Origin of the sequence: Bradyrhizobium sp. C9 (genome assembly GCF_002532045.1) — a bacterium.
Taxonomy (GTDB): Bacteria; Pseudomonadota; Alphaproteobacteria; order Rhizobiales; family Xanthobacteraceae; genus Bradyrhizobium.
The window spans coordinates 85710-109235 of sequence record NZ_NWTG01000024.1; the positions used below are offsets into that span (position 1 = coordinate 85710).

At 65.2% G+C, this 23526-nt stretch carries 22 protein-coding genes; 15 read left to right on the forward strand and 7 right to left on the reverse strand.

Translation table 11 applies throughout. From position 1 onward, the window contains the following. Positions 1 to 95: 95 nt before the first annotated feature. The 4 genes from CO675_RS32420 to CO675_RS32435 all read left to right on the forward strand — a co-directional run bounded on the left by CO675_RS32420 (position 96) and on the right by CO675_RS32435 (position 2959). On the forward strand, positions 96 to 305 hold the full coding sequence (locus CO675_RS32420; protein ID WP_029084280.1) for a cold-shock protein: 210 nt from the start codon (positions 96 to 98) through the stop codon (positions 303 to 305). Positions 306 to 363: 58 nt separating this feature from the next. Further along, on the forward strand, positions 364 to 783 hold the full coding sequence (locus CO675_RS42045) for a hypothetical protein (protein ID WP_502693431.1): 420 nt from the start codon (positions 364 to 366) through the stop codon (positions 781 to 783). A gap of 384 nt (positions 784 to 1167) precedes the next feature. Further along, entirely contained in the window at positions 1168 to 2076 is a 909-nt protein-coding gene (locus CO675_RS32430; RefSeq protein WP_158231338.1) for an alpha/beta fold hydrolase, read from the forward strand. A gap of 7 nt (positions 2077 to 2083) precedes the next feature. Continuing rightward, a complete protein-coding gene (locus CO675_RS32435; protein WP_097675853.1) occupies positions 2084 to 2959 on the forward strand; it encodes an efflux RND transporter periplasmic adaptor subunit in 876 nt (291 codons plus the stop codon). A 380-nt stretch (positions 2960 to 3339) separates the two neighbouring features. Here the strand turns inward: CO675_RS32435 and CO675_RS32440 are convergent, their stop codons facing one another. Beyond that, positions 3340 to 4194: a caspase family protein gene (locus tag CO675_RS32440; RefSeq protein ID WP_097675833.1), complete on the reverse strand. Its 855-nt coding sequence runs from the start codon at positions 4192 to 4194 to the stop codon at positions 3340 to 3342. A 359-nt stretch (positions 4195 to 4553) separates the two neighbouring features. Here CO675_RS32440 and CO675_RS32445 point away from each other — a divergent pair, with 359 nt between their 5' ends. From CO675_RS32445 to CO675_RS32490, 10 genes are all read left to right on the forward strand, one after another. Next, positions 4554 to 6281: a hypothetical protein gene (locus CO675_RS32445; RefSeq protein ID WP_097675834.1), complete on the forward strand. Its 1728-nt coding sequence runs from the start codon at positions 4554 to 4556 to the stop codon at positions 6279 to 6281. A 260-nt stretch (positions 6282 to 6541) separates the two neighbouring features. Continuing rightward, the gene (locus CO675_RS32450) at positions 6542 to 7267 is read left to right on the forward strand and encodes a thermonuclease family protein (RefSeq protein WP_097675854.1); all 726 of its coding nucleotides are present in this window, start codon (positions 6542 to 6544) and stop codon (positions 7265 to 7267) included. A 33-nt stretch (positions 7268 to 7300) separates the two neighbouring features. Then, positions 7301 to 8140, forward strand: a complete 840-nt coding sequence (locus CO675_RS32455; protein ID WP_097675835.1) for an LssY C-terminal domain-containing protein — start codon at positions 7301 to 7303, stop codon at positions 8138 to 8140. Between the two features lie 134 nt (positions 8141 to 8274). Next, positions 8275 to 9459 carry a pyridoxal-phosphate-dependent aminotransferase family protein gene (locus CO675_RS32460; RefSeq protein ID WP_097675836.1) on the forward strand — a complete coding sequence of 395 codons (1185 nt, stop codon included), beginning with the start codon at positions 8275 to 8277 and terminating at the stop codon, positions 9457 to 9459. Positions 9460 to 9589: 130 nt separating this feature from the next. Continuing rightward, positions 9590 to 10432 (forward strand): IS5 family transposase, encoded by an 843-nt coding sequence (locus CO675_RS32465; RefSeq protein WP_097675837.1) that lies wholly within the window; start codon positions 9590 to 9592, stop codon positions 10430 to 10432. Positions 10433 to 10672: 240 nt separating this feature from the next. Further along, complete coding sequence (locus CO675_RS32470; protein ID WP_097675855.1) at positions 10673 to 11008, forward strand: GIY-YIG nuclease family protein; 336 nt, start codon at positions 10673 to 10675, stop codon at positions 11006 to 11008. Between the two features lie 279 nt (positions 11009 to 11287). Beyond that, a complete protein-coding gene (locus tag CO675_RS32475; RefSeq protein WP_245453024.1) occupies positions 11288 to 12340 on the forward strand; it encodes an ABC transporter ATP-binding protein in 1053 nt (350 codons plus the stop codon). 23 nt (positions 12341 to 12363) lie between these two features. Further along, a complete protein-coding gene (locus tag CO675_RS32480) occupies positions 12364 to 13428 on the forward strand; it encodes an ABC transporter substrate-binding protein (RefSeq protein WP_097675839.1) in 1065 nt (354 codons plus the stop codon). A gap of 212 nt (positions 13429 to 13640) precedes the next feature. Then, the gene (locus tag CO675_RS32485) at positions 13641 to 15356 is read left to right on the forward strand and encodes an ABC transporter permease (RefSeq protein WP_097675840.1); all 1716 of its coding nucleotides are present in this window, start codon (positions 13641 to 13643) and stop codon (positions 15354 to 15356) included. Between the two features lie 107 nt (positions 15357 to 15463). Then, complete coding sequence (locus CO675_RS32490; RefSeq protein WP_097675841.1) at positions 15464 to 17572, forward strand: S9 family peptidase; 2109 nt, start codon at positions 15464 to 15466, stop codon at positions 17570 to 17572. Positions 17573 to 17760: 188 nt separating this feature from the next. Here the strand turns inward: CO675_RS32490 and CO675_RS32495 are convergent, their stop codons facing one another. The 3 genes from CO675_RS32495 to CO675_RS32505 form a co-directional block, all read right to left on the reverse strand. Continuing rightward, positions 17761 to 18480 (reverse strand): ribonuclease activity regulator RraA, encoded by a 720-nt coding sequence (locus tag CO675_RS32495; RefSeq protein WP_097675842.1) that lies wholly within the window; start codon positions 18478 to 18480, stop codon positions 17761 to 17763. Between the two features lie 92 nt (positions 18481 to 18572). Further along, positions 18573 to 20312, reverse strand: a complete 1740-nt coding sequence (araD, locus tag CO675_RS32500; protein WP_097675856.1) for an L-arabinonate dehydratase — start codon at positions 20310 to 20312, stop codon at positions 18573 to 18575. A 239-nt stretch (positions 20313 to 20551) separates the two neighbouring features. After that, complete coding sequence (locus tag CO675_RS32505; protein ID WP_092121810.1) at positions 20552 to 21184, reverse strand: response regulator transcription factor; 633 nt, start codon at positions 21182 to 21184, stop codon at positions 20552 to 20554. Between the two features lie 153 nt (positions 21185 to 21337). Here CO675_RS32505 and CO675_RS32510 point away from each other — a divergent pair, with 153 nt between their 5' ends. Beyond that, positions 21338 to 21646 (forward strand): hypothetical protein, encoded by a 309-nt coding sequence (locus CO675_RS32510; RefSeq protein WP_097675843.1) that lies wholly within the window; start codon positions 21338 to 21340, stop codon positions 21644 to 21646. Between the two features lie 158 nt (positions 21647 to 21804). On the opposite strand, the gene CO675_RS32515 is transcribed toward CO675_RS32510, so the two are convergent. The 3 genes from CO675_RS32515 to CO675_RS32525 are packed head-to-tail and all read right to left on the reverse strand — an operon-like array spanning position 21805 to position 23408. Next, positions 21805 to 22122, reverse strand: coding sequence for a hypothetical protein (locus CO675_RS32515; RefSeq protein WP_050404430.1), 318 nt, complete (start codon positions 22120 to 22122; stop codon positions 21805 to 21807). 3 nt (positions 22123 to 22125) lie between these two features. Continuing rightward, a complete protein-coding gene (locus tag CO675_RS32520; protein ID WP_097675844.1) occupies positions 22126 to 22983 on the reverse strand; it encodes a CheR family methyltransferase in 858 nt (285 codons plus the stop codon). Between the two features lie 35 nt (positions 22984 to 23018). Further along, positions 23019 to 23408 carry a response regulator gene (locus CO675_RS32525; RefSeq protein ID WP_097675845.1) on the reverse strand — a complete coding sequence of 130 codons (390 nt, stop codon included), beginning with the start codon at positions 23406 to 23408 and terminating at the stop codon, positions 23019 to 23021. Between the last annotated feature and the right edge of the window lie 118 nt (positions 23409 to 23526).

Consider the following 23526-nt stretch of genomic DNA (forward strand, 5'->3'; position numbering starts at 1 on the left):
TCAGAACGGCCCTCCTCCAAAGACATCGTCAGTTGAATGGATGGCGCGCGATTCTGCGCAACACATGCGCAGATGCGCATTTTGGAGAAGAGAAGATGGCGACAGGTACTGTGAAGTGGTTCAACGGCCAGAAGGGCTTTGGTTTCATCGAGCCGAGCGACGGCAGCAAGGATGTGTTCGTTCACATCAGCGCAGTCGAGCGCGCCGGTCTGACCGGCCTGGCTGAAGGCCAGAAGGTCTCGTTCGAGCTGAAGACCGACAAGATGCGCGGCAAGACCAGCGCCGAGAATCTTCAGATCGTCTGAAGTTCTTGCTTCGGCATGATCTCAGCGCAGGCGCGTTCCGCGTTTGCCGCGAGGGATCATGCCCCTCGTCATTCCACGGATGTACTGGGATGACGTCGCGACCCGCTCGGTCCCGATCGGATTGGGCGGGTTTTTGCGTATCTTTTTGCGCGTGATCCTGCCGAGCGCCGCGCTAGCGCGCGTGGCAAATGCGAACCTCCACGCAGGGATCGCGCCCTTTGAGAGGATGCCGATGAGCGCCAGAAAGCCCGACCCATCGCCCGCAAGCCTTGCGCGAGCCGACCGCCAGCGGCTGGCTGCCGAGGAAGGCGCACGCGCCATGGCCGAAGTCGAGCGCGACGCCGCCGCGATCCGCAAGAACATGGAGCGCCTGCGTGCGCTCCGCGAAGCCCGCGAGACCGAGGCGGCCAATGAAGCCGAGCTGGCGCCGACACCCGTCGCCAAGAAGAAAGCGCGCGTGAAGCGCATCGTGCGCTGACGCTGCGCTGTGGGTGGCTGCAATAACCGCCGTCATTGCGAACGAAGCGAGGCAATCAATCTCACCTCGTATACGGAATGATGGATTGCTTCGTTGCGACCGCTCCTCGCAATGACAGCATCAATCTCGTCATCCCCGCGCAAAGACTTCGCCTTTGTCGCTGCGAGCTGCGAGCGGGGCGAGCCGCGAAAGATGCTGCTTTCATTTCCGCGAATTGCCGCGAGCCTCAAATCAACATCCAGTGAATCTGTTTGCCTCCGCAATCACGATCACGCCCTCTCCCACCCCTCCCAGGAATAACCCCTCCCCCACCTCGCTAGCGTCATGACGGGCGCGTGCGCACGCGCGCCCGTCGACAACAAGAACACGCAAGGATCGGGTTTGATGACAGGATTGGACGGGACGCACGCGGCGGCGTCGGTGGTGGCGTTGCACTGCTCGTTGGGGTCGGGACGCCAATGGACGAAGCTTGCGGGCGCGCTCGGTGGCACGCCGTTCCTGGCGCCGGATATTTCCGGCTATGGCGTTGCCGCCTGCGGGCGCGACTGGCCGCGGACGCTGGATGGCGAGATCGCACGGCTCGAGCCCTGGCTCGCCAAGGCCACGGGGCCGATCCATCTGGTCGGGCATTCCTATGGCGGGGCAATCGCGTTCCGGCTGGCGAGCGCGTCGCCTTATGCGCAGCGCATCCGCAGCCTGACATTGATCGAGCCTGTGCTGCCGACGTTGCTGCGCGACGGGACCGCCGACGTGCGGCTGTACGATCGGTTCGCGCGGATCGCGCAGGTGGTGGCGCAGGATATTTTCGACGGCGCGGTGCTGGAGGCAGTCGAGGCGTTCACCGCGTTCTGGGCCGGCTCCGGCCCGCGCGAGCAGTTCTCGCCGAGCGGGCGGCTGCGGATGATCGAGCAGGCCGACAAGCTGCCTTACGATTTCAACGCTGCGCTCGATCTCGACGGCGTGGCGGCGGCGGCGCGCGCCTTGCGGGTGCCGACGCTCTTGGTGTCGGGCGGGCTGTCGCCCTATGTGACGCAGCGCATTGTCGCAAAACTCGCCGCGATGATTGATGGCGCCGAGATGCGGCATCTGCCGGCGGCCGGCCACATGCTGCCGGTGACGCATGCCGAGCGGGTCAATCCGGAGATCCTGCGGCACATCTGGCGCGCCGAGGAGCTGGCGAAGCTCGAGCTCGCCGCGTGTGCCGGACCGACCGAGGCGGCTGCCGCCGCGGCGCAGCCAGCTGGCTCGGTGCGGCCGCATCTGGTATTCAGGAAGCCCTCATTTTGGGAATAGTTTGCCGATGATCTTGCCCCGCCTGCGCGCTGCCGCCCTCGCCGCCTCCGCGCTGCTGCTCGCGGCTTCTCCCGCGCTCGCCGCGGGCGAGGCCGACGCCGTGCCGAAGGGCGCGGCGGTGACGGTGCTGAAGGCCTCGAAATTCTGCTTCGGCAATATCGTCGAGGTGTCCGGCATCGTGCTGCCGCGCGACGAGCAGCAGATCCGGCCCGACCGCTTCGGCTTGAAGGTGGCGGAGGTGAAGGCCGATCCCGGCGACACCGTCACCGCGGGCCAGGTGCTGGCGCGGCTGACCGACGGCACCAATTCGATCAACCTCACGGCGCCGGTGGCAGGCACCATCTCAGCGTCTTCGGCGATCATCGGCGCGCCGGCCTCCGGCAAGGATGCGCTGTTCTCGATCATCGCCAAGAGCGAGTACGATCTGGTCGGCATGGTGCCGACCCGCGATATCGCCAAGCTGAAGACCGAGCAGACCGCGCGGCTCAAGATCATCGGCGCCGGCGAGATGGACGGTAAGGTACGGATGATCGCGCCGACCATCGAGCCGAACAGCCAGCTCGGCCAGGTGTTCGTCGGCATCGGATCGAACCAGCGGCTGCTGGTGAATTCGTCGGGCCGTGCGCAGATCAAGACCGGGCAGAGCTGCGGCGTCGCGGTGCCGCTGACCGCGATCCTCTATTCCACCGCCGGCACCGTGGTGCAAGTGGTGCGCGGCGGCCGCGTCGAGACGCGGCGGGTCGAGACCGGATTGATGTCGGCCGGCCAGGTCGAGATCCGCGACGGCATTTTGGAAGGCGACATCGTCGTCGCCCGCGCCGGCGCGCTGCTGCGCGAGGGCGATCCGGTGCGGCCGGTGGGCGCGAGCGCGGACGCGAAGTAGGCGGCCGGGCGACGTTAGGTGGGCACACCCGTCAGGCTCCCTCTCCCCTTGTGGGAGAGGGTTGGGGGTGAGGGGTATCCCTCCACACGGCAAACTGCATGGAGAGACCGCGACCCCTCACCCGGATTGCATCTGACGATGCAATCCGGCCTCTCGCACAAGGGGAGAGGCGAAGCGGAGCAAGCGGTGCGGCATCCACAACGTCGTCCCGGCGAAGGCCGGGACCCAACCACCGGCAGGAATTTTGCGAAGATTGGTAGCGAATGCGCGCCGCGGTACATACAGCACGCTTCACCGATAGATCACGCGGTATGGGTCCCGGCCCCCGTGCGCAATTGCGCACTAGGCCGGGACGACGTGTGGATAGAGCAGAGAAGGGCTCAGCCGCCGAGCTTGATGTCTTCCAGCAGCGACGACGACACGCTCGGCACCTGCTCGCCTTCGCTGGCGCGGGAGATCGCGATGCGGGTCTTGTTGAAGGCGGTCTCGGCGCCGGCCTGGGCGTTGAGGTTGTTGATCAGCTCGGAAACCAGGACGCTGTTGGCGCCCTTGGAATCGTCGGCGACCTTGCCTGGTGTCGCCGAGGTCAGCACGATGGTGTTGTCCGGCGGTGAGATCGGGGCAAGGCCGTGCGAGAAGGCGCGGAAGCGGCGCTCATAGGGATTGCGGCGCGAAGCATCGAGCACCACGAGCTTGGCCTTGGCGCCGCGCTCCTTCATCGCATCGAGCACGGACTCGACGCTGACACCGGTGCGCTTGACGTCGGCTTCCTTCCAGATCGTGGCGTCGACCGGGATCATGTAGCTCTCACGGCCGACCTGCACGCCGTAGCCGCCGAAGAACAGCATCACGACGGTGTCGGGCCGGATCTTGGCCTTCATGCGCTCGACCGCGCGAAACATGTCGTCCTTGGTCGCGTCCTCGACCACGTCGACGTCAAAGCCTTCGCGGCGCAGCGCCGACGACAGAGTGCGGGCATCGTTGATCGGCTGGGCCAGCGGCGCCGCGGCGTCCGGGTAGTGGCCGTTGCCGATGATCAGCGCGAGGCGGGAGGCGCCGGCCGCAACGCTGCCGGTCTGCCCGGCGGTGACGGAGCCTGCGACAGTCTCCTTGGCAACGTCAGGTGTCCGCTTGTTGAGCGCGGCATGGGCGCCGATCGCCAGCGACACCGTGCCGGCCACCGCCACGCAGACGGCGATGGTGCGACGGGAAATATGAAGCTGCCTAAGGTTCATAACGATCTAGTCCCAATCTCTATCCCGATGGCGTTCGAGCGAAATCGCGCCAGTTAGTCGCGTCAGTGACGATCAGGTTTAATGGGGTTGAGCTGAGTGTGCCGTTGAATTGGTCTCAATTTGCGGCGCCGCAACAAACACTCCCTTAACCCGGCCGGACCGCCGGAGCAACCCGGTTTGCTGCATGCTGCCGCCCGGCACAGGCCATTGACGCCGTTAAGATCCCGTTACGTGACTTCGGTCACATTTGTATTTCGTATGGATTCATGTAGCTTTCCAAAGGTTTGCGCGTTTGGGGGAGGACCGGAGGAAACACCGCCGGGGCGGCGGCGTTAACCGGTTCCTTGAGAAAGGCATTCATGAGCCTTCACGAAATCGCCGGGACGGTGTGCCGAGCGCTGACCGCCAGGAAGGACGGCCCGTCGCTTTATGACGTCTGCGACCCCGTGCTGCAGGCCTATCGCGGCGGCGATGCCCATCTCGGAAAATTCTACCGGACCGCACTCGGCAATCCGCCGCTGCGCGCGCTGCTCCGCCGCACCGGGCTTCCAGCGCTGAAGGACCCCGACCGCCTGGCCGGCCTGCGCGCGGCGCTGACGCAAGCGCGCGACGCCGCGACGCCGGACTGGGCCGCGATCGGCGCCCCGGTCGCCGACCTGATGGACGGCATCGGCGTGCGCCACCCTGCCCCGCCGGCCGCGGCGGCCCACAGCCACCCGCCCGCGATGGCCGAGGTCGACCGCGTGATCCGCGCCGCCGGCGCGCATCTGCTGCGCTCGTTCGCCAAGAACGGCTTCATCCCGACCTATGCCGCCTTCAACCTGATCGGCGACCCCGACATCAGCGGGCGCGAGATGCTGATGGCGCTGACCGGGCTGAACGCACGCGGCTACAAGAACTCGACCTTGCTGTTCAGCCTGGCGCGAATCTTCATCGCGCATTCGCCGGCGCGCGCGCTGATCAACCCGCCATGGCGCGGCATCGCCGAGCCGATGTGGGAGCCGGTGCAGATCCGCCACCGCTCGGCCTATTACGACGCGTTCTTCACCGAGGCGCTGCTGAGTTTTGTCGAGACCGGACTCGCCTCATCGGATGAGGCGGGCGCTGCGCGGCGCGCGATCGCCGACATGGTGGACTTCTGCCTCAAGACCAGCGCCGAGGAGGTGCCGTCGTATGACGGCTCGATCGTGAAGGTGATCACCGCACTGGCGCCGGGACGACACCCGCGCTTCTCGCGCTTCTTCGCCCAGATCAAGCAGGACCTCGGCTTCGGCGTCTATGTGCCCGACTGCGACACCACCGCGTGTTCGTTCTCGGCCGCTACGCAGGCCGGCTCCGACGATCCGATCCTGCAGCAGCCGCTGCTGGATTTCTACCGCGGCTACCAGGTCCGCGCCGGCGCCAACGAGCCTGTTGTCACCGTGCCGCTCAACGACAATATCGATTACGAAGGCGGTGTCGTCACCTGGATCGACAATCTCAGGGGTGAGCGTCCCTATGGCAACGACCTCGATCCGACGCTGAACCTCGACATCCTCGAGGTCTCGTTCCGCAATCTCGCCCGCTGGCAGATCATCGAGACGCCGCAGCGGCTGGAGACAGTGCATCGCATCATCGCGTTCCAGAAGAATCTGGTCGAAAGCGGCGCATTCAGGAATCCGCGCTCGCATATCTATTATCTGCCGGAGCTCTATTCGGCTTATTTCGGGCGCTGCTACGCCGCCTTCATCGCGCTGCCGCTGGCGGCGCAGCGCATCATCGATCCCGGCAATGTGTTCGCGCTGATCCGCGCCCGCGTGCTCGGCTATGTCCAAGGCGAGCTGATTGCGCATGAGATGAACCCGTTCGACGCCGCGCTCGCGCTGATGGCGCTGGCGCATCTCGGCGCCGAGGTCTCGAGCTTCACGCCGGCGCTGCACTGCATCGTGCAGGGCCTCGGCGAGGGCGGTCGCAAGGGGCCCTACCAAGCCTATGAATGGAACAAGATGAAGACGCCGACGCGGATCCTGGTCGGCGGCCCCGAGGTAACGTCGGCCTTCGTGCTGATGGCCCTCGCGCTGGCGAAGCGACGAATGGCCGCGGTGTAGGTGCGTAGCCCGGATGGAGCACAGCGCAATCCGGGGACTACCCTTTCAACGAAAACACTGTCCCGGATTACGCTGCGCTCCATCCGGGCTACGGGACTGCGAATGGCGCATTCATGAACGGATGACGCGAAGTTGAAACTGGCGGAAACACGACACCACTGGCAGGGTTGCCCAATTGCCCGCACAATCCTTGACGATCCTTTGCCTTGCCGATCCTCTGGGCGCTGAACGCTGAACGAAAAACCTGGCCGGGAACGCCGATGCTCAAGACGCTGCTCACTGCTGGCCTGCTGTTGTCGCTGCCGACGCTGGCTGTCGCCGCCGACATCACCGGCGTGCCGAAGATCCGCGACGGCGATCAGGTCATGATCGGCAGCGTCAAGATCCGGCTCGGCGGCATCGACGCGCCGTCGACCGACCAGCTCTGTCTCAACACCAAGGGCGAGCGCTGGACCTGCGGCGTCGCCGCGCGCGACGAGCTGATCAAGCATGCCGGCAACAAGAGCTGGACCTGCCACGCGCGCACGATCGATCGCCGCGGCCGCACCATCGCGCGCTGCGAGGTCGACGGCGAGGACATCCAGAAGTGGATGGTCAGCAATGGCTGGGCGCTGGCCTACACCCGCATCTCGCATGACTACGAGCCGGACGAGAAGGCGGCACGCGAGGCCAAGGCCGGGATGTGGCAGGGCGCGTTCATCGCGCCGTGGGACTGGCGAGTGCGCAACAAGAAGACCACGGTGCTCGGCGCCGTGAAGCCGCCGGATGGCGCCAACGCGATCCTGCTCGCCTCGGCCTCCGGCCCGGTGGCGCCCTCGCCCGACTGCACCATCAAGGGCAACGTCAACCGTTCCGGCGAATGCATCTTCCACCAGCGAAGCAGCCGCTGGTACGCCAAGATCGAGATGAAGATCAGCAAGGGCACGCGCTGGTTCTGCTCGGTCGAGGAAGCCGAGGCCGCCGGCTGCCGCGAGACGCGGCGCTAGAGCGCGCGACGCACCGATTCGGAAGTCTGTGCCGTGACCGATGTCGAGATCGATCCGCCTTCAGCGCACCGGCGCAGCCGCCTCCGGCAGGCGCAGATGCTGCTGCTGTTCGTTCTGGTCACCTATCTGATCGCGGCCTATCTGGTGCTGCCGGCGCTGTGGACGCATTACGAGCATCAGAAGGGCCTCGCCAATCTGCCGATGGTGACCCGCACCGCGCAGGGCATTCCCGGCGATCCCATGAATGTCGGGCTGATCGGCGACACCAGGGACGTGGTCTGCGCGATGCACGAGGCCGGCTGGTTCCCGGCCGATCCGGTCACGCTGAAATCCTCGATCGAAATCGTCGGCTCCGTGCTGCTCGATCGTCCCTACAAGGATGCGCCGGTGAGCAATTTGTTCTATCTCGGCCGCCGCGAGGACCTCGCCTTCGAACGGCCGGTTGGCACAAGCGCGGATCGCCGCAACCATGTCCGGCTCTGGCGGGTGCTCGATCAGGGTCAGGAAAAGCGCCCGGTGTGGCTCGGCGCTGCGACGCTCGACCGCAGTGTCGGCGTCAGTCATTACACCGGCGCGGTGACGCACCACATCGCGGCCGACCTCGATGCCGAACGCGCGCTGCTCGCGACCGACCTCGAGTCCGCCGGCATGGTCACCGCGAAATACCAGGTCACCGGCATCGGCCCGACCTTCGACGGGCATAATGGCGGCGGCGACCTGTATTACACCGACGGCGAAATCTGGGTGATGCGGCTGGTCGAGGCCTGCCGCAAGAACGACGGCACCGTCGAGCAGATTCCGAGCCCCGCCGCGACCCAGTTCAAGGACCAGATCTGGCGCTCCGTGGTCGAGGCCATCGACCAAGACAAATAGAGCGGCTGTGTCCCGCGCTTTTGGAAACGCTGGATTGCTTGGACCTGCTCGCAATCGCGGCCGCGATGGCATATCCTCACGGCTTGACCCCTCACACGCATGATTTGCGCTCTTTACCCAAAAGGAACAGGACGATGACCGTTCGCGCGGGCCGGGAATTTCTGGCCATCCCCGGGCCCACCACGATGCCCGATCAGGTGCTGCAGGCGATGCATCGTCCGGCGCTCGATATCTACTCCGCCGAGATGTTCGAACTGACCGAAAGCCTGCTGCGCGATCTCTCGAAGCTGTTCGCCACCATGGGAAAGTCCTACATCTACATCGCCAACGGCCACGGCGCCTGGGAGGCGACGCTCTCCAACGTGCTGTCGCGCGGCGACAAGGTGCTGGTGCTGGAGAGCGGACGCTTTGCGATCGGCTGGGGCCAGGCGGCGGCCGCGATGGGCGCCGATGTCGAGGTGTTGAAGGGTGACTGGCGCCGCGCGATCCGCCCGGCGGAGGTCGAGGAGCGGCTGCGCCGCGACAAGGAACACAAGATCAAGGCGATCCTCGCCGTGCAGGTCGACACCGCGTCGGGCGCCTATAACGACATCGAGGCGATCGGCAAGGCGATCAAGGCCGCAGGCCATCCCGCGCTGTTCATGGTCGACACCGTCGCCTCGCTCGGCTGCATGCCGTTCGAGATGGACAAATGGTATGTCGACGTCGCGATGAGTGGCTCGCAGAAAGGCCTGATGACGCCGCCCGGCCTCGGCTTCGTCGCCGCCAATGACCGCGCCTGGGACGCGCACAAGAAGGCCGATCTGCGCACGCCCTATTGGGACTGGACCGAGCGCGAGGGCTCCGAGCACTACCGAAAGTATGCCGGCACCGCGCCGGTGCATCTGCTGTTCGCACTGCGCGAGGCGATCAACATGCTGCATGCCGAGGGCCTGGAGAACGCGTTCGAAAGGCATCGGCTGCTGGGTGAAGCCGTGCGCCGCGCCGTCGCCGTCTGGGGCGAGGGCCAGGTGCTCGGCTTCAACATCGCCGAACCCAATGAGCGCTCCAACACGGTGACGACCGTGACCGTGAAGGGCGCCGATCCCGCCGCGATCCAGCGCTATGCCAAGGAGAAATGCGGCGTGGTGCTCGGCACCGGCATCGGCGATTTGCAGGGCCAGGCGTTCCGCATCGCGCATATGGGCCACGTCAACGCGCCGATGATCCTCGGCACGCTCGGCGTCGTCGAGGTCGCGCTCACGGCGCTGAACATCCCGCACGGCAAGGCCGGCGCCGACGCCGCCATCCAGTGGCTCGGCGAGAACGTGAAGGCGTAGGCTGCCTCGCGACGTGGCTGCGGGATGAGCATGCTCATCCCGTCATCCTGAGAGCCTGACTGAAAAAGCAGTGAGTGATTTCGGTTGGCTGTGATTCCTTCGGATTTGCGAAGATTCGAGGGAGGGCACGATGCCGTGGACCGAAATCACTCGCGTCGAGTATCAGCGCAATGGGCTGCGCTACACAAGCGACCTGACCGATCGGGAGTGGGCGCTGATTGCCCGACAGATGCCGCCGCGGCGGCGGCTGGGGAGACCGCGGGAAGTCGATTTGCGCGAGGTCGTACAGGCGATCCTCTACATCCTGTCGACCGGGTGCCAATGGCGGGCCTTGCCGAAGGAGTTCCCACCGTATTCGACGGTTCAAGGGTATTTCTATGCTTGGCGCGATACCGGACGCTGGCAGAAGATTGTCAAACGTCTGGTCCGGCGTGCCCGCCAGCAGCTTGGGCGCAAGCCCAGCCCGACCGCAGCTGTGATCGACAGCCAGAGTGCGCCAACGACCCAAGCTGGCGGCGCGCGGGGCTACGACCCCGGCAAGCGCATTTGCGGGCGTAAGCGGCATATCGTCACCGACACCGATGGCCTGCTGCTGGCCGTCCATGTCCATCCTGCCAATGTTCAGGACTGCCACGGCGCCGTTCCGGTGCTGGAGCGACTACGCCGCCGCTTCCCCAAGCTGCACCACGTCTTTGCCGACCGTGTTTACCGCGGCGAGCAGCTTCTCAAAGCCCTGGCTCATTGCAAGCCGTGGACGATCGAGATCGTCCAGCGACCGCATGGCGTCAAAGGCTTCCAGCTCTTGCCTCGGCGCTGGGTGGTCGAACGCACCTTCGCCTGGTGCGGTAGGTGCCGCCGCCTTGCCAAAGACTTCGAAGGGTCAGCCGCAACCGAGACCGCCTGGATCCTCGTCGCACACCTCAGGCTACTAACCAGGCGCTTGGCATGCCCAAAAACATTCAGCGCTTTTTGAGTCAGACTCTGAGGAGGCCGCAAAGCGGCCGTCTCGAAGGATCGACGGCCGTGCTCTCACCGCGAGCGAGTCGGAGTGCAGGGAAATAGCCGGGCCGTGCATCCTTCGAGACGCGCTGCGCGCTCCTCAGGATGACGGGAAAGGGTTCATCGGGGTGACCAAGCGCCGGCGAATATTCGCCCATTGACGCCCGCAATGCTTGCTTCATGATCGATGCGCGATCCGCGCGAGATCATCACGATGGGCATCTACGTCTACATGCTTCGCTGCGCCGACAACTCCTTCTACGTCGGCAGCACCACGGGTGACGATCTCGCGCCGCGTATCGAACAGCACAACACGGGCGCCTTCCCAGGCTACACCTATAGTCGCCGACCGGTCGTCCTCGTCTGGTCGGAGCATTTCGAGCGCATCACCGACGGCATCGCAGCCGAGCGGCAGATCAAGGGCTGGAGTCGGGCGAAGAAGGAAGCGCTGATCAAATCGGATTGGGAAACCGTCAGGCGGTTCGCGCGTCGTCGCGCTGGCGCACCGCGAGCTAAATCCGGAGCCGATGACCCCTCCCCGTCATCCTGAGGTGCGAGCTCTTGCGAGCCTCGAAGGATCGACGGCCCCGGTGTGGCCACAAGGACTCTAGACGCGGATATAGTCGGGCCGTCGATCCTTCGAGGCTCGCTCCGCTCGCGCCTCAGGATGACGGGACAGCGGCCATGTGATGACAGAAGGAAGGAGGCGCCACGACTTTTGGAGGAGGCCCCCAACACTTTTCGCCGTCATCGTTTTCCGCTTTACTGCCGGCAACCGCCGGGCACGGATCCCTGCAGCATAACAAGATGGAGGGATCGCTTGGCATCGGTGGAACTGCGTGGCCTGGTCAAGCGGTTTGGATCGTTTGTCGCGGTTGATGACGTCTCGCTCACGATCGACCACGGCCAGCTGGTTTGCCTGCTCGGACCGTCCGGCTGCGGCAAGACCACGACGCTGCGGCTGATCGCGGGATTCCTCGAGCCATCCGGCGGCGAGATCCGTGTCGGCGACCGCGTCGTGTCGTCAAAGGCGCACACGCTGCCGCCCGAGCAGCGCAACATGTCGATGATCTTCCAGAGCTACGCGCTGTGGCCGCATATGACGGTGGCCGAGAATATCGTCTATGGGCTGCGCCTGCGCAAAATGGATCGCGACACCATCGCGAAAAAGCTCGCCGCGATCCTGGCAACCACCAAGCTGGAGCCGCTGGCGCAACGCTATCCGGGCGAACTCTCCGGCGGCCAGCAACAGCGCGTCGCGCTGGCACGCGCGCTGATCGTCGGCCCCGAGACGCTGCTGCTCGACGAGCCGCTGTCCAATCTCGACGCCAATCTGCGCGAGGAGATGCGGTTCGAAATCCGCCGCCTGCACGACGAATATCGCTACACCACGGTGTACGTCACCCACGATCAATCCGAGGCGATGACCACGGCCGACCTGATCGCGGTGATGAACGCCGGCAAGATCGACCAGCTCGGCAGCCCTGAAGACATCTATGCGCGACCGGAATCCGAATTCGTGGCGCGCTTCATCGGCGCGGCCAACGTGATCAAGGGCACCGCGCGCGATGCGACCCATGTCGAATTCGCCGGCGCGACGCTTGCGGTGGTCGGCGCCAGGCTCACGGCCGGCCAGAGCGCGCCGGTCGCGATCCGCCAACATGAAATCCAGCTCTCGACGCAGGCTCCCGCGGCGGCGCAGAACACGCTGAAGGCCGTCGTGACGCGACAGGTCTATCTCGGCATGAACCGCGACTACATGGTGGAGACCTCTGACGGCACCTCGCTGCGGGTGACCACGCCGACGGAGACCGCGGTCGAGAAAGGCAGCGAGGTCTGGCTGACGCTGCCGGCGGAACGCTGCCGGGCGCTCAGTCGGTAAACAACAAGAAACCGAGGGACGCGATGCGGAAGCAAATCTCCAGACGCCACGTCCTGATGGGCTCTGCGGCGCTTGCGCTCGGAAAGGTGTTCGCTTCGCCGGCGCGCGCCGCGGCACCCGAGCCGGCCGCGATCACGCCCGACCTCGTCGCGGCCGCGACCAAGGAAGGCAAGCTCGTGTTCTATTCGTCGATGGACCTGCCGGTCGGCGAAAGGCTCGGCAAGGCGTTCGAGATTGCCTATCCCGGCATCACGGTGCAGATCGAGCGCTCCGGCTCGGAGCGGCTGTTCCAGCGCGTGGCGCAGGAATTCGACGCCAACATCCACGCCGCCGACGTCGTCAACAGTGCCGACGCCTCGCACTTCATCCCATGGAAGAAGAGCGGCTGGCTGATGCCGTTTGTGCCCGAGGACGTCGCCAAGCACTTTCCCGATGGATATCGCGATCCGGACGGCATGGCCGTGACCACGCGGCTGTGGCTGTCGTCGATCGCCTACAACACCAACCTGGTGAAGGCGGAGGATGCGCCGCAGAGCTTTGCCGATCTGCTCGATCCAAAGTGGATGGGCAAGATGGTGAAGGGTCATCCGGCCTATAGCGGCACCATCATGACCACCACGTTCCAGATCGTGCGCGAGCTCGGCTGGCCGTATCTGGAGAAACTCGCGAAGCAGCGGGTGATGCAGGTGCAATCCTCGACCGATCCGCCGAAGAAGCTCTCGCTCGGCGAGCGCGCTGTCATGGCCGACGGCAATGAATACGGCATCGTGCTGTTGAAGGAAGCCGGACAGCCGGTCGAGCCGGTCTACCCGACCGAAGGCACGCCGACGATCTCGGGCCCGACCGGGATCTTCGCCACAGCGCCGCATCCGAACGCCGCAAGGCTGTTCCAGGCCTGGCTGCACACCCGTGCGACCCAGCAATTCTTCGTCGACTTCACCGGCCAATATTCGCTGCACGCGCAGGTGCAGCCGAAGGCCGGCCGGCGCAAGCTCGCCGACATCAAGCTGATGAAGGAAGATCCAGCGGGGGTGGAAGCGATGACCGAAGAGATCAAGACGCGCTATGCGCGGTTGTTTCGGGTGTGAGGGATGCAGGTCGCGCGCACGCTTCCTTGCCTCGCCCCGCTCGCGGGGAGAGGCCGATGCGCATCGCAAGATGCGGGGCGGGTGAGGGAGACTCTCGGCGCGCTGTGCTCGCCGAAACAGCCCCTCACCCCAACCCTCCAAGAGCAAGCTTCGCTTGTCTCGACCCCGCAAGAGTGGGGCGAGGGAGCTGAGACAGTTCACCGCGGGTCAACATGACAACCACCCCCTCCTCTGCCGTCCGCCCCCGCATCGACTGGACGCGCCCCGTCCTGTGGATGTTCGCGGCCGTGCTCATTCTGCTGATCCTGCTGCCGCTGTCGTGGCTCGCGGTCTACGCCTTCACCGACAAGAACCGCCATCCGACGCTGCAAAACTTCGTCACGCTGTTCAGCAATCCGGATTTCCTCGATCCGCTGCTGACGACCGCGATCATCGCGACGACCTCGGCGCTGATCTGCTGCATCGTCGCGGCGCCGCTCAGCTGGCTGGTGTCGCGCACCGACATGCCGGGACGGCAAACCATCCGCGCGCTGGTCACGGCCTCGTTCGTGACGCCGCCGTTCCTCGGCGCGGTCGCCTGGGAACTGCTCGCCGCGCCGAACTCGGGGCTGCTCAACCAGCTCTACCGGCTGTTTGCCGGCGACGATGCCGACGCGCTGTTCAACATCTATTCGATGACCGGGATCATCTTCGTGATCTCCTGCTACACCTTCCCGTTCGTGTTCGTGCTGGTGGCCAATGCGCTCGACACAATGCCGGGCGAACTCGAAGACGCCTCGGCGATCCTCGGCGGCAATGCCTGGACCACGGCGCGGCGGGTAACGATCCCGCTTGCGCTGCCCGCTTTGGTCGCCGGCGCGCTGATCGCGTTCCTGCAGGCGATGACGCTGTTCGGCTCGCCGGCGATCCTGGCGCTGCCGGCCGGTTTTCACACCATGACGACCAAGATCTGGAGCCTGTTCCAGTATCCGCCGAAGCTCGAGCTGGCGGCGGCGGCCGCAGTGCCGCTGCTGGTGCTGACGATTCTGCTGCTGCAGGGCCAGAAGGCCCTGCTCGGCCGCCGCTCCTATTCGGTGATCGGCGGCAAATACGGCGCGCCGCGCCGGGTCGAGTTGCGCGGCTGGCGCTGGGCCGCGCTCGGCTTCTGCCTTTTGGTGTTGCTGAATCCCGTCTTCCTGCCCTACCTCGCGCTGCTCAACGCCGCGTTCTCGCCCAACGCCACCACATTGGTGACGCCGTCGACATTGACCCTGCACAACATCGTCTTCGTGTTCACCGAGCTGTCGTCGACCCAGCTCGCGTTGAAGAACACCGTGATCCTGGGCACCGCGACCGCGACGATCGGTACCATCCTCGCGCTCGTCATCGCCTATGTCACGACGCGCAAGGTGATCGTCGGCCATCGCGTGCTCGGCTTCCTCGCCACCGCGCCAGTCGCCGTTCCCGGCATCGTGCTCGGCGTCGGCCTGTTCCTGAGCTACACGCGGCCGCCCTTCGTGCTCTACGGCACGCTGTGGATCCTGCTGCTGGCGTTCCTCACCATCAATCTGCCGTCGGCCTATCAGCAATTGCAGGCGGCATTCACGACCATTCATCCCGAGCTCGAGGAGGCGAGCCGCATTCTCGGCGCGACGCGGCTGCAGGCGCTGCGCCAGATCACCGCGCCGTTGCTGCGCACCGGCGTGATCGCGACCTGGTGCTTCATCTTCATCGGCGTGATGCGGGAACTGTCGGCCGCGATCGTGCTGTTCACCTCGCAGACCAAGGTGCTGTCGGTCCTGATCTACGACCTCAACGAAGGCGGCGACCTCGCCGCGATCGCGGTGCTCGGCATCGCGATGCTGGTGATCACCTTCGCCGTGGTGCTGGCGGTGAACCAGATTCCGATGTCCGGCGGCAATGCCGGCGCGAAGCTGCGGAACGGGTAGTTCGACCTCTCAGCGCAATAGCGTCGGGCGCGCGCGAATGCGCGCCCCATCTGGCAATCGCCACATTCATCCCGATATAAAGCGGAACCCCGCACCATGAGGATCGCGTGACCAAATCCGCCACCACAACACCGCCCCCTGTCGCGCCGCGCCGGCCGCATTCCTTCACCACCCACGGCATCACGGTGACGGACGACTATGCCTGGATCAAGGATCCGAAATGGCAGGAGGTGCTGCGCGATCCGTCGATCCTCGATCCCGACATAAGGAGCTATCTCGAAACCGAGAACGGCTACACCGAAAGCCTGCTCGGCCACACCGACGGCTTGCAGAAGCGGCTGGTCAAGGAGATGCGCGGGCGGATCAAGGAGGACGATTCCAGCGTACCCTCGCCGGACGGCCCGTTCGCCTATTTCCGCAAGTTCCGCGAGGGCGGACAGCATGAACTGTACTGCCGCACGCCGCGCGACGGCGGCGACGCGCATGTCGTGCTCGACGGCGACGCGCTGGCAAAGGACCACAAATACTTCAAGTTCGGCGGCAGCCGGCATTCCAACGACCATCGCCTGCATGCCTGGAGCGCCGACACCAAAGGGTCGGAATATTTCTCGATTCGCGTCCGCGACTGGGCAACCGGCGGCGATCTCGAAGACATCGTCGAGGAGACCGACGGCGGCGTGGTCTGGGCCGCGGATTCGAAGAGCTTCTTCTACGTCAAGCTCGACGCCAATCACCGCCCGATGCAGGTGTGGCGGCACAGGCTCGGCACCAGGCAGGCCGACGACAGCCTGATCTATGAGGAGCAGGATTCCGGCTGGTTCACCCATCTGCACGAGAGCGCGAGCGGCCGCTTCTGCGTGATCGCCGGCGGCGATCACGAGACCTCCGAGCAGCGATTGATCGACCTCGCCAATCCCGACGCGCCGCCGCGGCTGGTCGCGGCGCGCGAGGAAGGCGTGCAATATTCGATCGCCGACCGCGGCGACGAGCTGTTCATCCTGACCAACGCCGACGACGCCATCGACTTCAAGGTCGTCACCGCCCCGCTCGCCGCGCCCGAGCGCGCCAACTGGCGCGACCTGATCCCTTATCGTGAAGGTGTCTATGTGCTCGACGTCGAGCTCTATGCCGGCCACATGGTGCGGCTGGAGCGCGCCAACGCGCTGCCGGCGATCATCATCCGCGATCTCAAGAGCGGCGAAGAGCACGCGATCGCCTTCGACGAGGCGGCCTATTCGCTCGACACCATGGGCGGCTACGAGTTCGACACCACCAACCTGCGCTTCGCCTATTCGTCGATGACGACGCCGTCGGAGGTCTATGACTACGACATGGCGACGCGGACGCGGGTGCTGCGCAAGCGGCAGGAAATCCCATCCGGCCACAACCCGGCCGATTACGTCACCACGCGGATCATGGCGACCTCGCATGACGGCGCGCAGGTGCCGGTCTCGATCCTGCACCGCAAGGATTTCGTCCGCGACGGCAAGGCGCCGCTGCTGCTCTACGGCTACGGCTCCTACGGCATGGCGATGCCGGCATCGTTTGCCGCCAACCGGCTGTCGCTGGTCGACCGCGGCTTCGTCTATGCGATCGCGCATATCCGCGGCGGCGCCGACAAGGGCTGGGGCTGGTATCTCGACGGCAAGCGGGAGAAGAAGACCAACACGTTCGACGATTTTGCCGCCGCAGGCCGCGCATTGATCGAAGCGAAATACACCGGCGCAAAACGCATCGTCGGCCATGGCGGTTCGGCCGGTGGCATGCTGATGGGCGCGGTCGCCAACCGCGCCGGCGACCTGTTCGCCGGCATCGTCGCCGAAGTGCCGTTCGTCGACGTGCTCAACACCATGCTCGACGACACCTTGCCGCTGACGCCGCCGGAATGGCCGGAATGGGGCAACCCGATCGAGAGCGAAAAGGATTTCCGCACCATTCTGTCCTATTCGCCATACGACAACGTCGCGGCCAAGGACTATCCGGCGATCCTCGCGATGGGCGGGCTGACCGACCCGCGCGTGACCTATTGGGAGCCGGCGAAATGGATCGCGCGGCTGCGCGCCACCATGCGCGGCGGCGGCCCGGTGCTGCTACGCACCAACATGGGCGCCGGCCATGGCGGCGCCTCCGGCCGCTTCAACCGCCTCGACGAAGTCGCGATCGTCTACGCGTTTGCGCTGTGGGCGGTGGGCATGGCTGAGAAGGCGGAGGTGTAGCGAGGTCCCGTAGCCCGGATGCCTCCCCATTGTCGTCCTGTCGAAAGCCAGGACCCATACCGCGTGATCTATCGATGAAGCGCGGTGGTCGTACCACGGCGATGGATCACTGCCAGTCTTCGCCAAACCACGTCCTGTGGTTATGGGTCCTGGCTTTCGCCAGGACGACGGCGGAGTACGTGGAGCCGTTACCGCCCCTTCGCCTTCCGCCACGCCGCAAAATCCTTCAGCGTCTGCTCGTCGGTCGCGGGATAGAGACCGAAGATGCCGCGGCCGTTCTGGACCTGCTCGGTGACGAAATCCTCGAACGCGGTCATCTCGAAGGTCTCGTTGGCGATCTCGTCGGCGAGATGCGCCGGGATCACGATGACACCGTCGCTGTCGCCGAGGATCACGTCGCCGGGAAACACCGGCGCGTCGCCGCAGCCGATCGGGACGTTGATCTCGATCGCCTGGTGCAGCGTCAGATTGGTCGGCGCACTGGCGCGATGATGAAATGCCGGGAAGCCGAGCCGCGCGATCTCGGCGGAATCGCGGAAGCCGCCGTCGGTGACGACGCCGGCGCAGCCGCGCTTCATCAGCCGCGTCACCAGGATCGCGCCGGCGGAGGCCGCGCGCGCATCCTTGCGGCTGTCCATCACCAGCACGCTGCCCGGCGGGCAATCCTCGATCGCCTTGCGCTGCGGATGCGCGCGGTCGCGGAACACCTCGATCGTGTTGAGATCCTCGCGCGCCGGCATGTAGCGCAAGGTGAAGGCCTCACCGACCATGGTCGGCTGGTCCGGGCTCAAGGGGTGGACATCCTGGATCATCTGGATGCGCAAGCCGCGCTTGAACAGCGCGGTCGCAACCGTCGCGGTCGAGACGGATTTCAGCTTGTTGCGGGTGGTGTCGCTGAGTTTGGACATGTGAGTTTTCCGGTTGTCATTCCGGGGCGATGCGCCAGCATCGAACCCGGATTCTCGAGGTTCCGGGTTCGCTTCGCGCCCCGGAACGACGGCTAATAGATCGACGGCTCGCCCACCGGCTTACCAAAACCGGTCTCGAGGAAATCGAAGTCGCAGCCTTCATTGGCCTGCTTGATGTGCTTGGAGAACATCCAGCCATAGCCGCGCTCGAAACGCTTCTCGGGCTGTTTCCATTCGGCGCGGCGCCTGGCTAGCTCCGCCTCGGGCACATCGAGATCGATGGTGCGTGCGGCGACGTCGAGCGTGATGCGGTCGCCGTTCTTCACCAGCGCCAGCGGACCGCCGATGAACGATTCCGGCGAGACGTGCAGGATGCAGGCGCCGTAGCTGGTGCCGCTCATCCGCGCGTCCGACAGCCGCACCATGTCGCGCACGCCCTGCTTCACGAGCTTGGTCGGGATCGGCAGCATGCCCCATTCCGGCATACCGGGTCCGCCCTGCGGGCCGGCGTTGCGCAGGATCAGCACGTGATCGGCGGTGACATCGAGATCGGGGTCGTCGACCGCCTTCTTCATCGAGGGATAGTCGTCGAACACCAGCGCAGGTCCAGTGTGCTTGAGGAAACGCGGATCGCATGCTGACGGCTTGATCACGCAGCCGTCGGGCGCGAGATTGCCCTTCAGCACCGCGAGCGCGCCCTCCTTGTAGATCGGGTTGTCGACGGTGCGGATGACGTCGTCATGATGGACCTCGGCGCCTGCGATGTTCTCGCCGAGAGTCTTGCCAGTGACGGTCATGCAGTCGAGATGCAGATGCTGCTTGATCCGGTTCATCAGGCCGGGCAGCCCGCCGGCATAGAAGAAATCCTCCATCAGATAGAGGTCGCCGCTCGGCCGCACATTGGCGATGACGGGCACCTTGCGGCTCGCGATTTCAAAATCGTCGAGCGAGATGTCCTGGCCGGCGCGGCGCGCCTGCGCAATCAGGTGGATGATGGCATTCGTCGAGCAGCCCATCGCCATCGCGACCGTGATCGCGTTCTCGAACGCTTTTCGCGTCTGGATCTTCTGCGGGGTCAGATCCTCCCACACCATCTCGACGATGCGGCGGCCGGCTTCCGAACTCATGCGGATATGGTTGGCATCGGCCGCGGGGATCGAGGAGGCGCCGGGCAGCGTCATGCCGATGGCTTCGGCGATCGCGGTCATGGTCGAGGCCGTGCCCATGGTCATGCAGGTGCCATAGCTGCGGGCGATGCCGGCCTCCATGTCGACCCAGTCCTTGTCGGAGATCTTGCCGGCGCGGCGCTCGTCCCAGTATTTCCAGGCGTCCGAGCCGGAGCCGAGCGTCTTGCCCTTCCAGTTGCCGCGCAGCATCGGCCCCGCCGGCAGATAGATCGCCGGCAGGTTCATGCTGGTGGCCCCGAGCAGCAGCCCGGGCGTCGTCTTGTCGCAACCGCCCATCAGCACCACGCCGTCGACCGGATGGCCGCGCAACAGCTCCTCGGCATCCATCGCCAGCATGTTGCGGTAGAGCATGGTGGTCGGCTTCAGCAGCGATTCCGACAGCGACAGCGCCGGCAACTCCAGCGGAAAGCCGCCGGCCATCAGCACGCCGCGCTTGACGTCATCGACCCGGCTCTTGAAGTGCATGTGACAGGGCTGCGCATCCGACCAGGTGTTGATGATCGCGATCACCGGCCGGTCGCGCCACTCCTCCGGCGCGTAGCCCATCTGCATCGCGCGCGAGCGATGCCCGAAGGCGCGCAAATCATCGGGTGCAAACCAGCGCGCGCTGCGCAATTGATCCGGGGTCTTGTTCGTCTTGGTCATCTTGGATGCGCCATCTGCTTCGATATTGCGTGTTTCGATATCGCGTATCTCGACATTGCTCGCACGCGCGGTCTCGGCACGTACGCCTGCGCCACGCATATACGGGATTTCCGGACGTGTCCTCCCGCGCGCGGCGCAGACGTGCCGTTCGCCGCCCGTGTGCCGGGCGTGCGGCGCACAAACCCCGCGATGTGGCAATCGGAGCGTAAACCGGCCTTGGCCGACCTTGGCCTACTGGCTTACTTTTGCTGCGCCGTCATCACGATGCGGACGAGATCGGCGGCGTTGCGCGCGCCGAGCTTCTTCATGATGTTGGCGCGGTGATCCTCGATCGTGCGTGGGCTGATCCCGAGGTGACGCCCGGCCTCCTTGTTGGAGGCGCCCGCGGTGAACTGCTCGAGCACTTCGCGTTCGCGCCGGGTCAGCGGCTCGCGGCCGGGAAAGTGCAGCGCGGCGATGCGCGAGGCCGAAGTCTCGGCCTGGCGCCTGGTATAGGCGTCGATCGCCTCATTGAGGCGGCTGACGATCTCATTGCCGCGGAACGGCTTCTCGATGAAGTCGAGCGCACCGTTCTTGATGGCGCTGACCGCCATCGTGATGTCGCCCTGGCCGGAGATCATGAAGATCGGCGCCGGATAATCCTCGCCGTGCAGCTCCTTCAGGATATCGAGGCCGGATTTGCCGGGAATGTGCACGTCGAGCAGGATACAGGCCGGTGTCCGGCTACGCGCCACCGCAAGCAGCGCGGCGCCGTCCGCGAAACAGATCACCTTGTAGCCAGCGGTCGACAGGACCACGGAAAGCGTCTCGCGAACGGCGGGGTCGTCGTCGACTACAAAGATTTCCCCGCGAGGAGCGCCATTCTCAACCATATGCATCCGTCCATCAGTGGTGAAGCGTGCTGCCCAGACTGCACAAGAAGTAATTCGACCATCTCGATCAATGGACCCGTATTTGTACGGGACGTCCGCTTAACGCACAAGTAGCACCGCGTTCCCTAAAAGTGTGGCAGTGGAGAAACATGCATGGAAAATGCAGCGGCGGACGGCGTTTCGGTGTGCCTGGACGAGGGCAGCGATCCCTACGGCCTGATCGTGACGGACCTGGTCGCGCTGATCGGCCATGTCCAGGCGAGCCTGCGGCTGATCGAGGCGGCGATTGAACGCGAGGCATTCCTGGCCGAGCAGGACGCTGCCGCCGACATCTTCGTGCTTGACGACGTCACCCCGCGCTACGCCGTGGCCTCCACGGCCCTGAGGGCCTGCGACGCCGGCCTCGGCAGGGCACTCGATCGGCTGCGCGAACCCGAGGCGCCGGCGCGCCTCCTGAATTGACCGCCGGACCGGCCGTCACCCAATTCGGCGCCATCACGCAGATTGTGCCGACGACGGCCCAACCCTCGAGGCGACGATCCGTTCCATATTCGGATTGGCGGCAGGCCTTGCCCTACCCAACCGGGTCAGGCCTTCTTCACATCAGGCCCTTCTTGATATCAGGCTCTGGCCCGCTCTTCGTCGGAGCCCGACCGCCGCTTGCTCGGCTTGCCCTTGAGGAAGCTGATGTCCATTTCGGTGCCGTTGACGCGGACCAGTTCGCAGCGGCGGTAGGCGAGCCCGGTCGACGACAGCAAGAGGAAGAACTCCTTCAGGTTGAGCCCCTGAATGGAACCCTCGACGGTCAGCGCCGCGTCATTGTCGGAGATGGCATTGAGCTGGCAGTCGCGCCGCCAGGTGCCGTCGATGGCCATGATGCAGACATCGACGCCCCGGCTGAACGTGACACGCTCAATTGATTTGCCGTCCTCCGTCATCGCTCAATATCCGACCGCCATGGCAGTCCTCGGCATCGCAAGCGCCGGCCGCACCCCGCTCGGCCGGTACAGGCCGCGCCGCTCGGGAATCGGCTTGAACGTGTCGGTCAGGCCAACCACGGTTTCGGCGGCGCCGAGCACCAGGAAGCCGTCGGCCTCCATCAACCGGGCAAGCCGGTTGAAGATGTTGATCTTGGTGTCCTGGTCGAAATAGATCAGCACGTTGCGGCAGAAGATCACATCGAAGGTGCCGAGCTGGGAGAAATCGTGCAGCAGGTTGAGCTGACGGTGCTGCACCATCGCGCGCAACTCGGGATTGATCTGCCAGAGTTCTCCGGACTGCTTGAAATACTTCACCAGCATCTGGATCGGCAACCCGCGCTGCACTTCGAACTGGCTGTAGATGCCGGCTTTCGACTTCTCCAGCACTTCCTGCGACAGATCGGTTGCTGTGATCTCGACCCGCCATCCCGCCAGCGCCGCGCCCATCTCCTTGAGGCACATCGCCAGTGAATAGGGCTCCTGGCCGGTCGAGCCGGCGGCGCACCAGATCCGGACGCTGCGGCGCGCGGCGCGCGCCTTCAGGACCTCGGGCATGATGGTGTCGCGGAAATGGTCGAACGGCACCTTGTCGCGGAAGAAAAACGTCTCGTTGGTGGTCATCGCCTCGACCACCTGGACGGTGTGCGTGGACGAGCCGGCCCTGATCTTGGTGATCAGGTCGGGGATACCGGACAGGCCGCATTTGCGGGCCAGCGGCAGCAGGCGGCTCTCGATCAGATATTGCTTGTCCGCGGACAGATCGAGACCGGAATGGTCCTTCAGGAGCTTACGCAGATACTCGTAGTCGGGGGGCGTCACGGGAGCCTCGCAAAGGCAGAGGGTGAAACTGGGTATCAGGCTTCGGCCGACGCATCGAGCGCCAGCAGACCCACTTCCTGGAATTTCGCGATCACGATGTCCTTGTCGAACGGCTTCATGATGTACTCGTTGGCGCCCGCATGCAGCGCCCGCGAGATGTGGTCGATGCCGTTCTCGGTGGTGCAGAACACAACTTTCGGCACGTCGCCGCCGGGCATGCGGCGGAGTTGCACGAGGAATTCGAAGCCGTCCATGACAGGCATGTTCCAGTCGAGCAGCACCGCGTCCGGCAGCACCTGCTTGCAGGCTTCGAGCGCGACCGCACCGTCCTCGGCTTCGATGACGGTAAATTGCATTCCTTCGAGGATGCGGCGTGCGATCTTTCGCACCACACCGGAATCGTCGACGACAAGACATGTCTTCATAGGTTGGCCTCCTTGTAGAGTCCGCCGTCTCCGCGGCGGAGCGTTACGCTGCAGCAAGTGTCTTGGGCACCAGTTCGAGCACGCGATCGATATCGAGGACGACCATGAGCTGTCCGTC

What these genes read in the sequence shown, in the direction of transcription:
- CO675_RS42045 (WP_502693431.1), top strand. Translation starts at nt 364, where the DNA reads ATGCCCCTCGTCATTCCACGGATGTACTGGGATGACGTCGCGACCCGC.
- CO675_RS32450 (WP_097675854.1), top strand. Translation starts at nt 6,542, where the DNA reads ATGCTCAAGACGCTGCTCACTGCTGGCCTGCTGTTGTCGCTGCCGACG.
- CO675_RS32510 (WP_097675843.1), top strand. Translation starts at nt 21,338, where the DNA reads ATGGAAAATGCAGCGGCGGACGGCGTTTCGGTGTGCCTGGACGAGGGC.
- CO675_RS32430 (WP_158231338.1), top strand. Translation starts at nt 1,168, where the DNA reads ATGACAGGATTGGACGGGACGCACGCGGCGGCGTCGGTGGTGGCGTTG.
- CO675_RS32440 (WP_097675833.1), bottom strand. Translation starts at nt 4,194, where the DNA reads ATGAACCTTAGGCAGCTTCATATTTCCCGTCGCACCATCGCCGTCTGC.
- CO675_RS32505 (WP_092121810.1), bottom strand. Translation starts at nt 21,184, where the DNA reads ATGGTTGAGAATGGCGCTCCTCGCGGGGAAATCTTTGTAGTCGACGAC.
- CO675_RS32515 (WP_050404430.1), bottom strand. Translation starts at nt 22,122, where the DNA reads ATGACGGAGGACGGCAAATCAATTGAGCGTGTCACGTTCAGCCGGGGC.
- CO675_RS32445 (WP_097675834.1), top strand. Translation starts at nt 4,554, where the DNA reads ATGAGCCTTCACGAAATCGCCGGGACGGTGTGCCGAGCGCTGACCGCC.
- CO675_RS32525 (WP_097675845.1), bottom strand. Translation starts at nt 23,408, where the DNA reads ATGAAGACATGTCTTGTCGTCGACGATTCCGGTGTGGTGCGAAAGATC.
- CO675_RS32495 (WP_097675842.1), bottom strand. Translation starts at nt 18,480, where the DNA reads ATGTCCAAACTCAGCGACACCACCCGCAACAAGCTGAAATCCGTCTCG.
- CO675_RS32480 (WP_097675839.1), top strand. Translation starts at nt 12,364, where the DNA reads ATGCGGAAGCAAATCTCCAGACGCCACGTCCTGATGGGCTCTGCGGCG.
- CO675_RS32470 (WP_097675855.1), top strand. Translation starts at nt 10,673, where the DNA reads ATGGGCATCTACGTCTACATGCTTCGCTGCGCCGACAACTCCTTCTAC.
- CO675_RS32485 (WP_097675840.1), top strand. Translation starts at nt 13,641, where the DNA reads ATGACAACCACCCCCTCCTCTGCCGTCCGCCCCCGCATCGACTGGACG.
- araD (WP_097675856.1), bottom strand. Translation starts at nt 20,312, where the DNA reads ATGACCAAGACGAACAAGACCCCGGATCAATTGCGCAGCGCGCGCTGG.
- CO675_RS32465 (WP_097675837.1), top strand. Translation starts at nt 9,590, where the DNA reads ATGCCGTGGACCGAAATCACTCGCGTCGAGTATCAGCGCAATGGGCTG.
- CO675_RS32435 (WP_097675853.1), top strand. Translation starts at nt 2,084, where the DNA reads ATGATCTTGCCCCGCCTGCGCGCTGCCGCCCTCGCCGCCTCCGCGCTG.
- CO675_RS32460 (WP_097675836.1), top strand. Translation starts at nt 8,275, where the DNA reads ATGACCGTTCGCGCGGGCCGGGAATTTCTGGCCATCCCCGGGCCCACC.
- CO675_RS32420 (WP_029084280.1), top strand. Translation starts at nt 96, where the DNA reads ATGGCGACAGGTACTGTGAAGTGGTTCAACGGCCAGAAGGGCTTTGGT.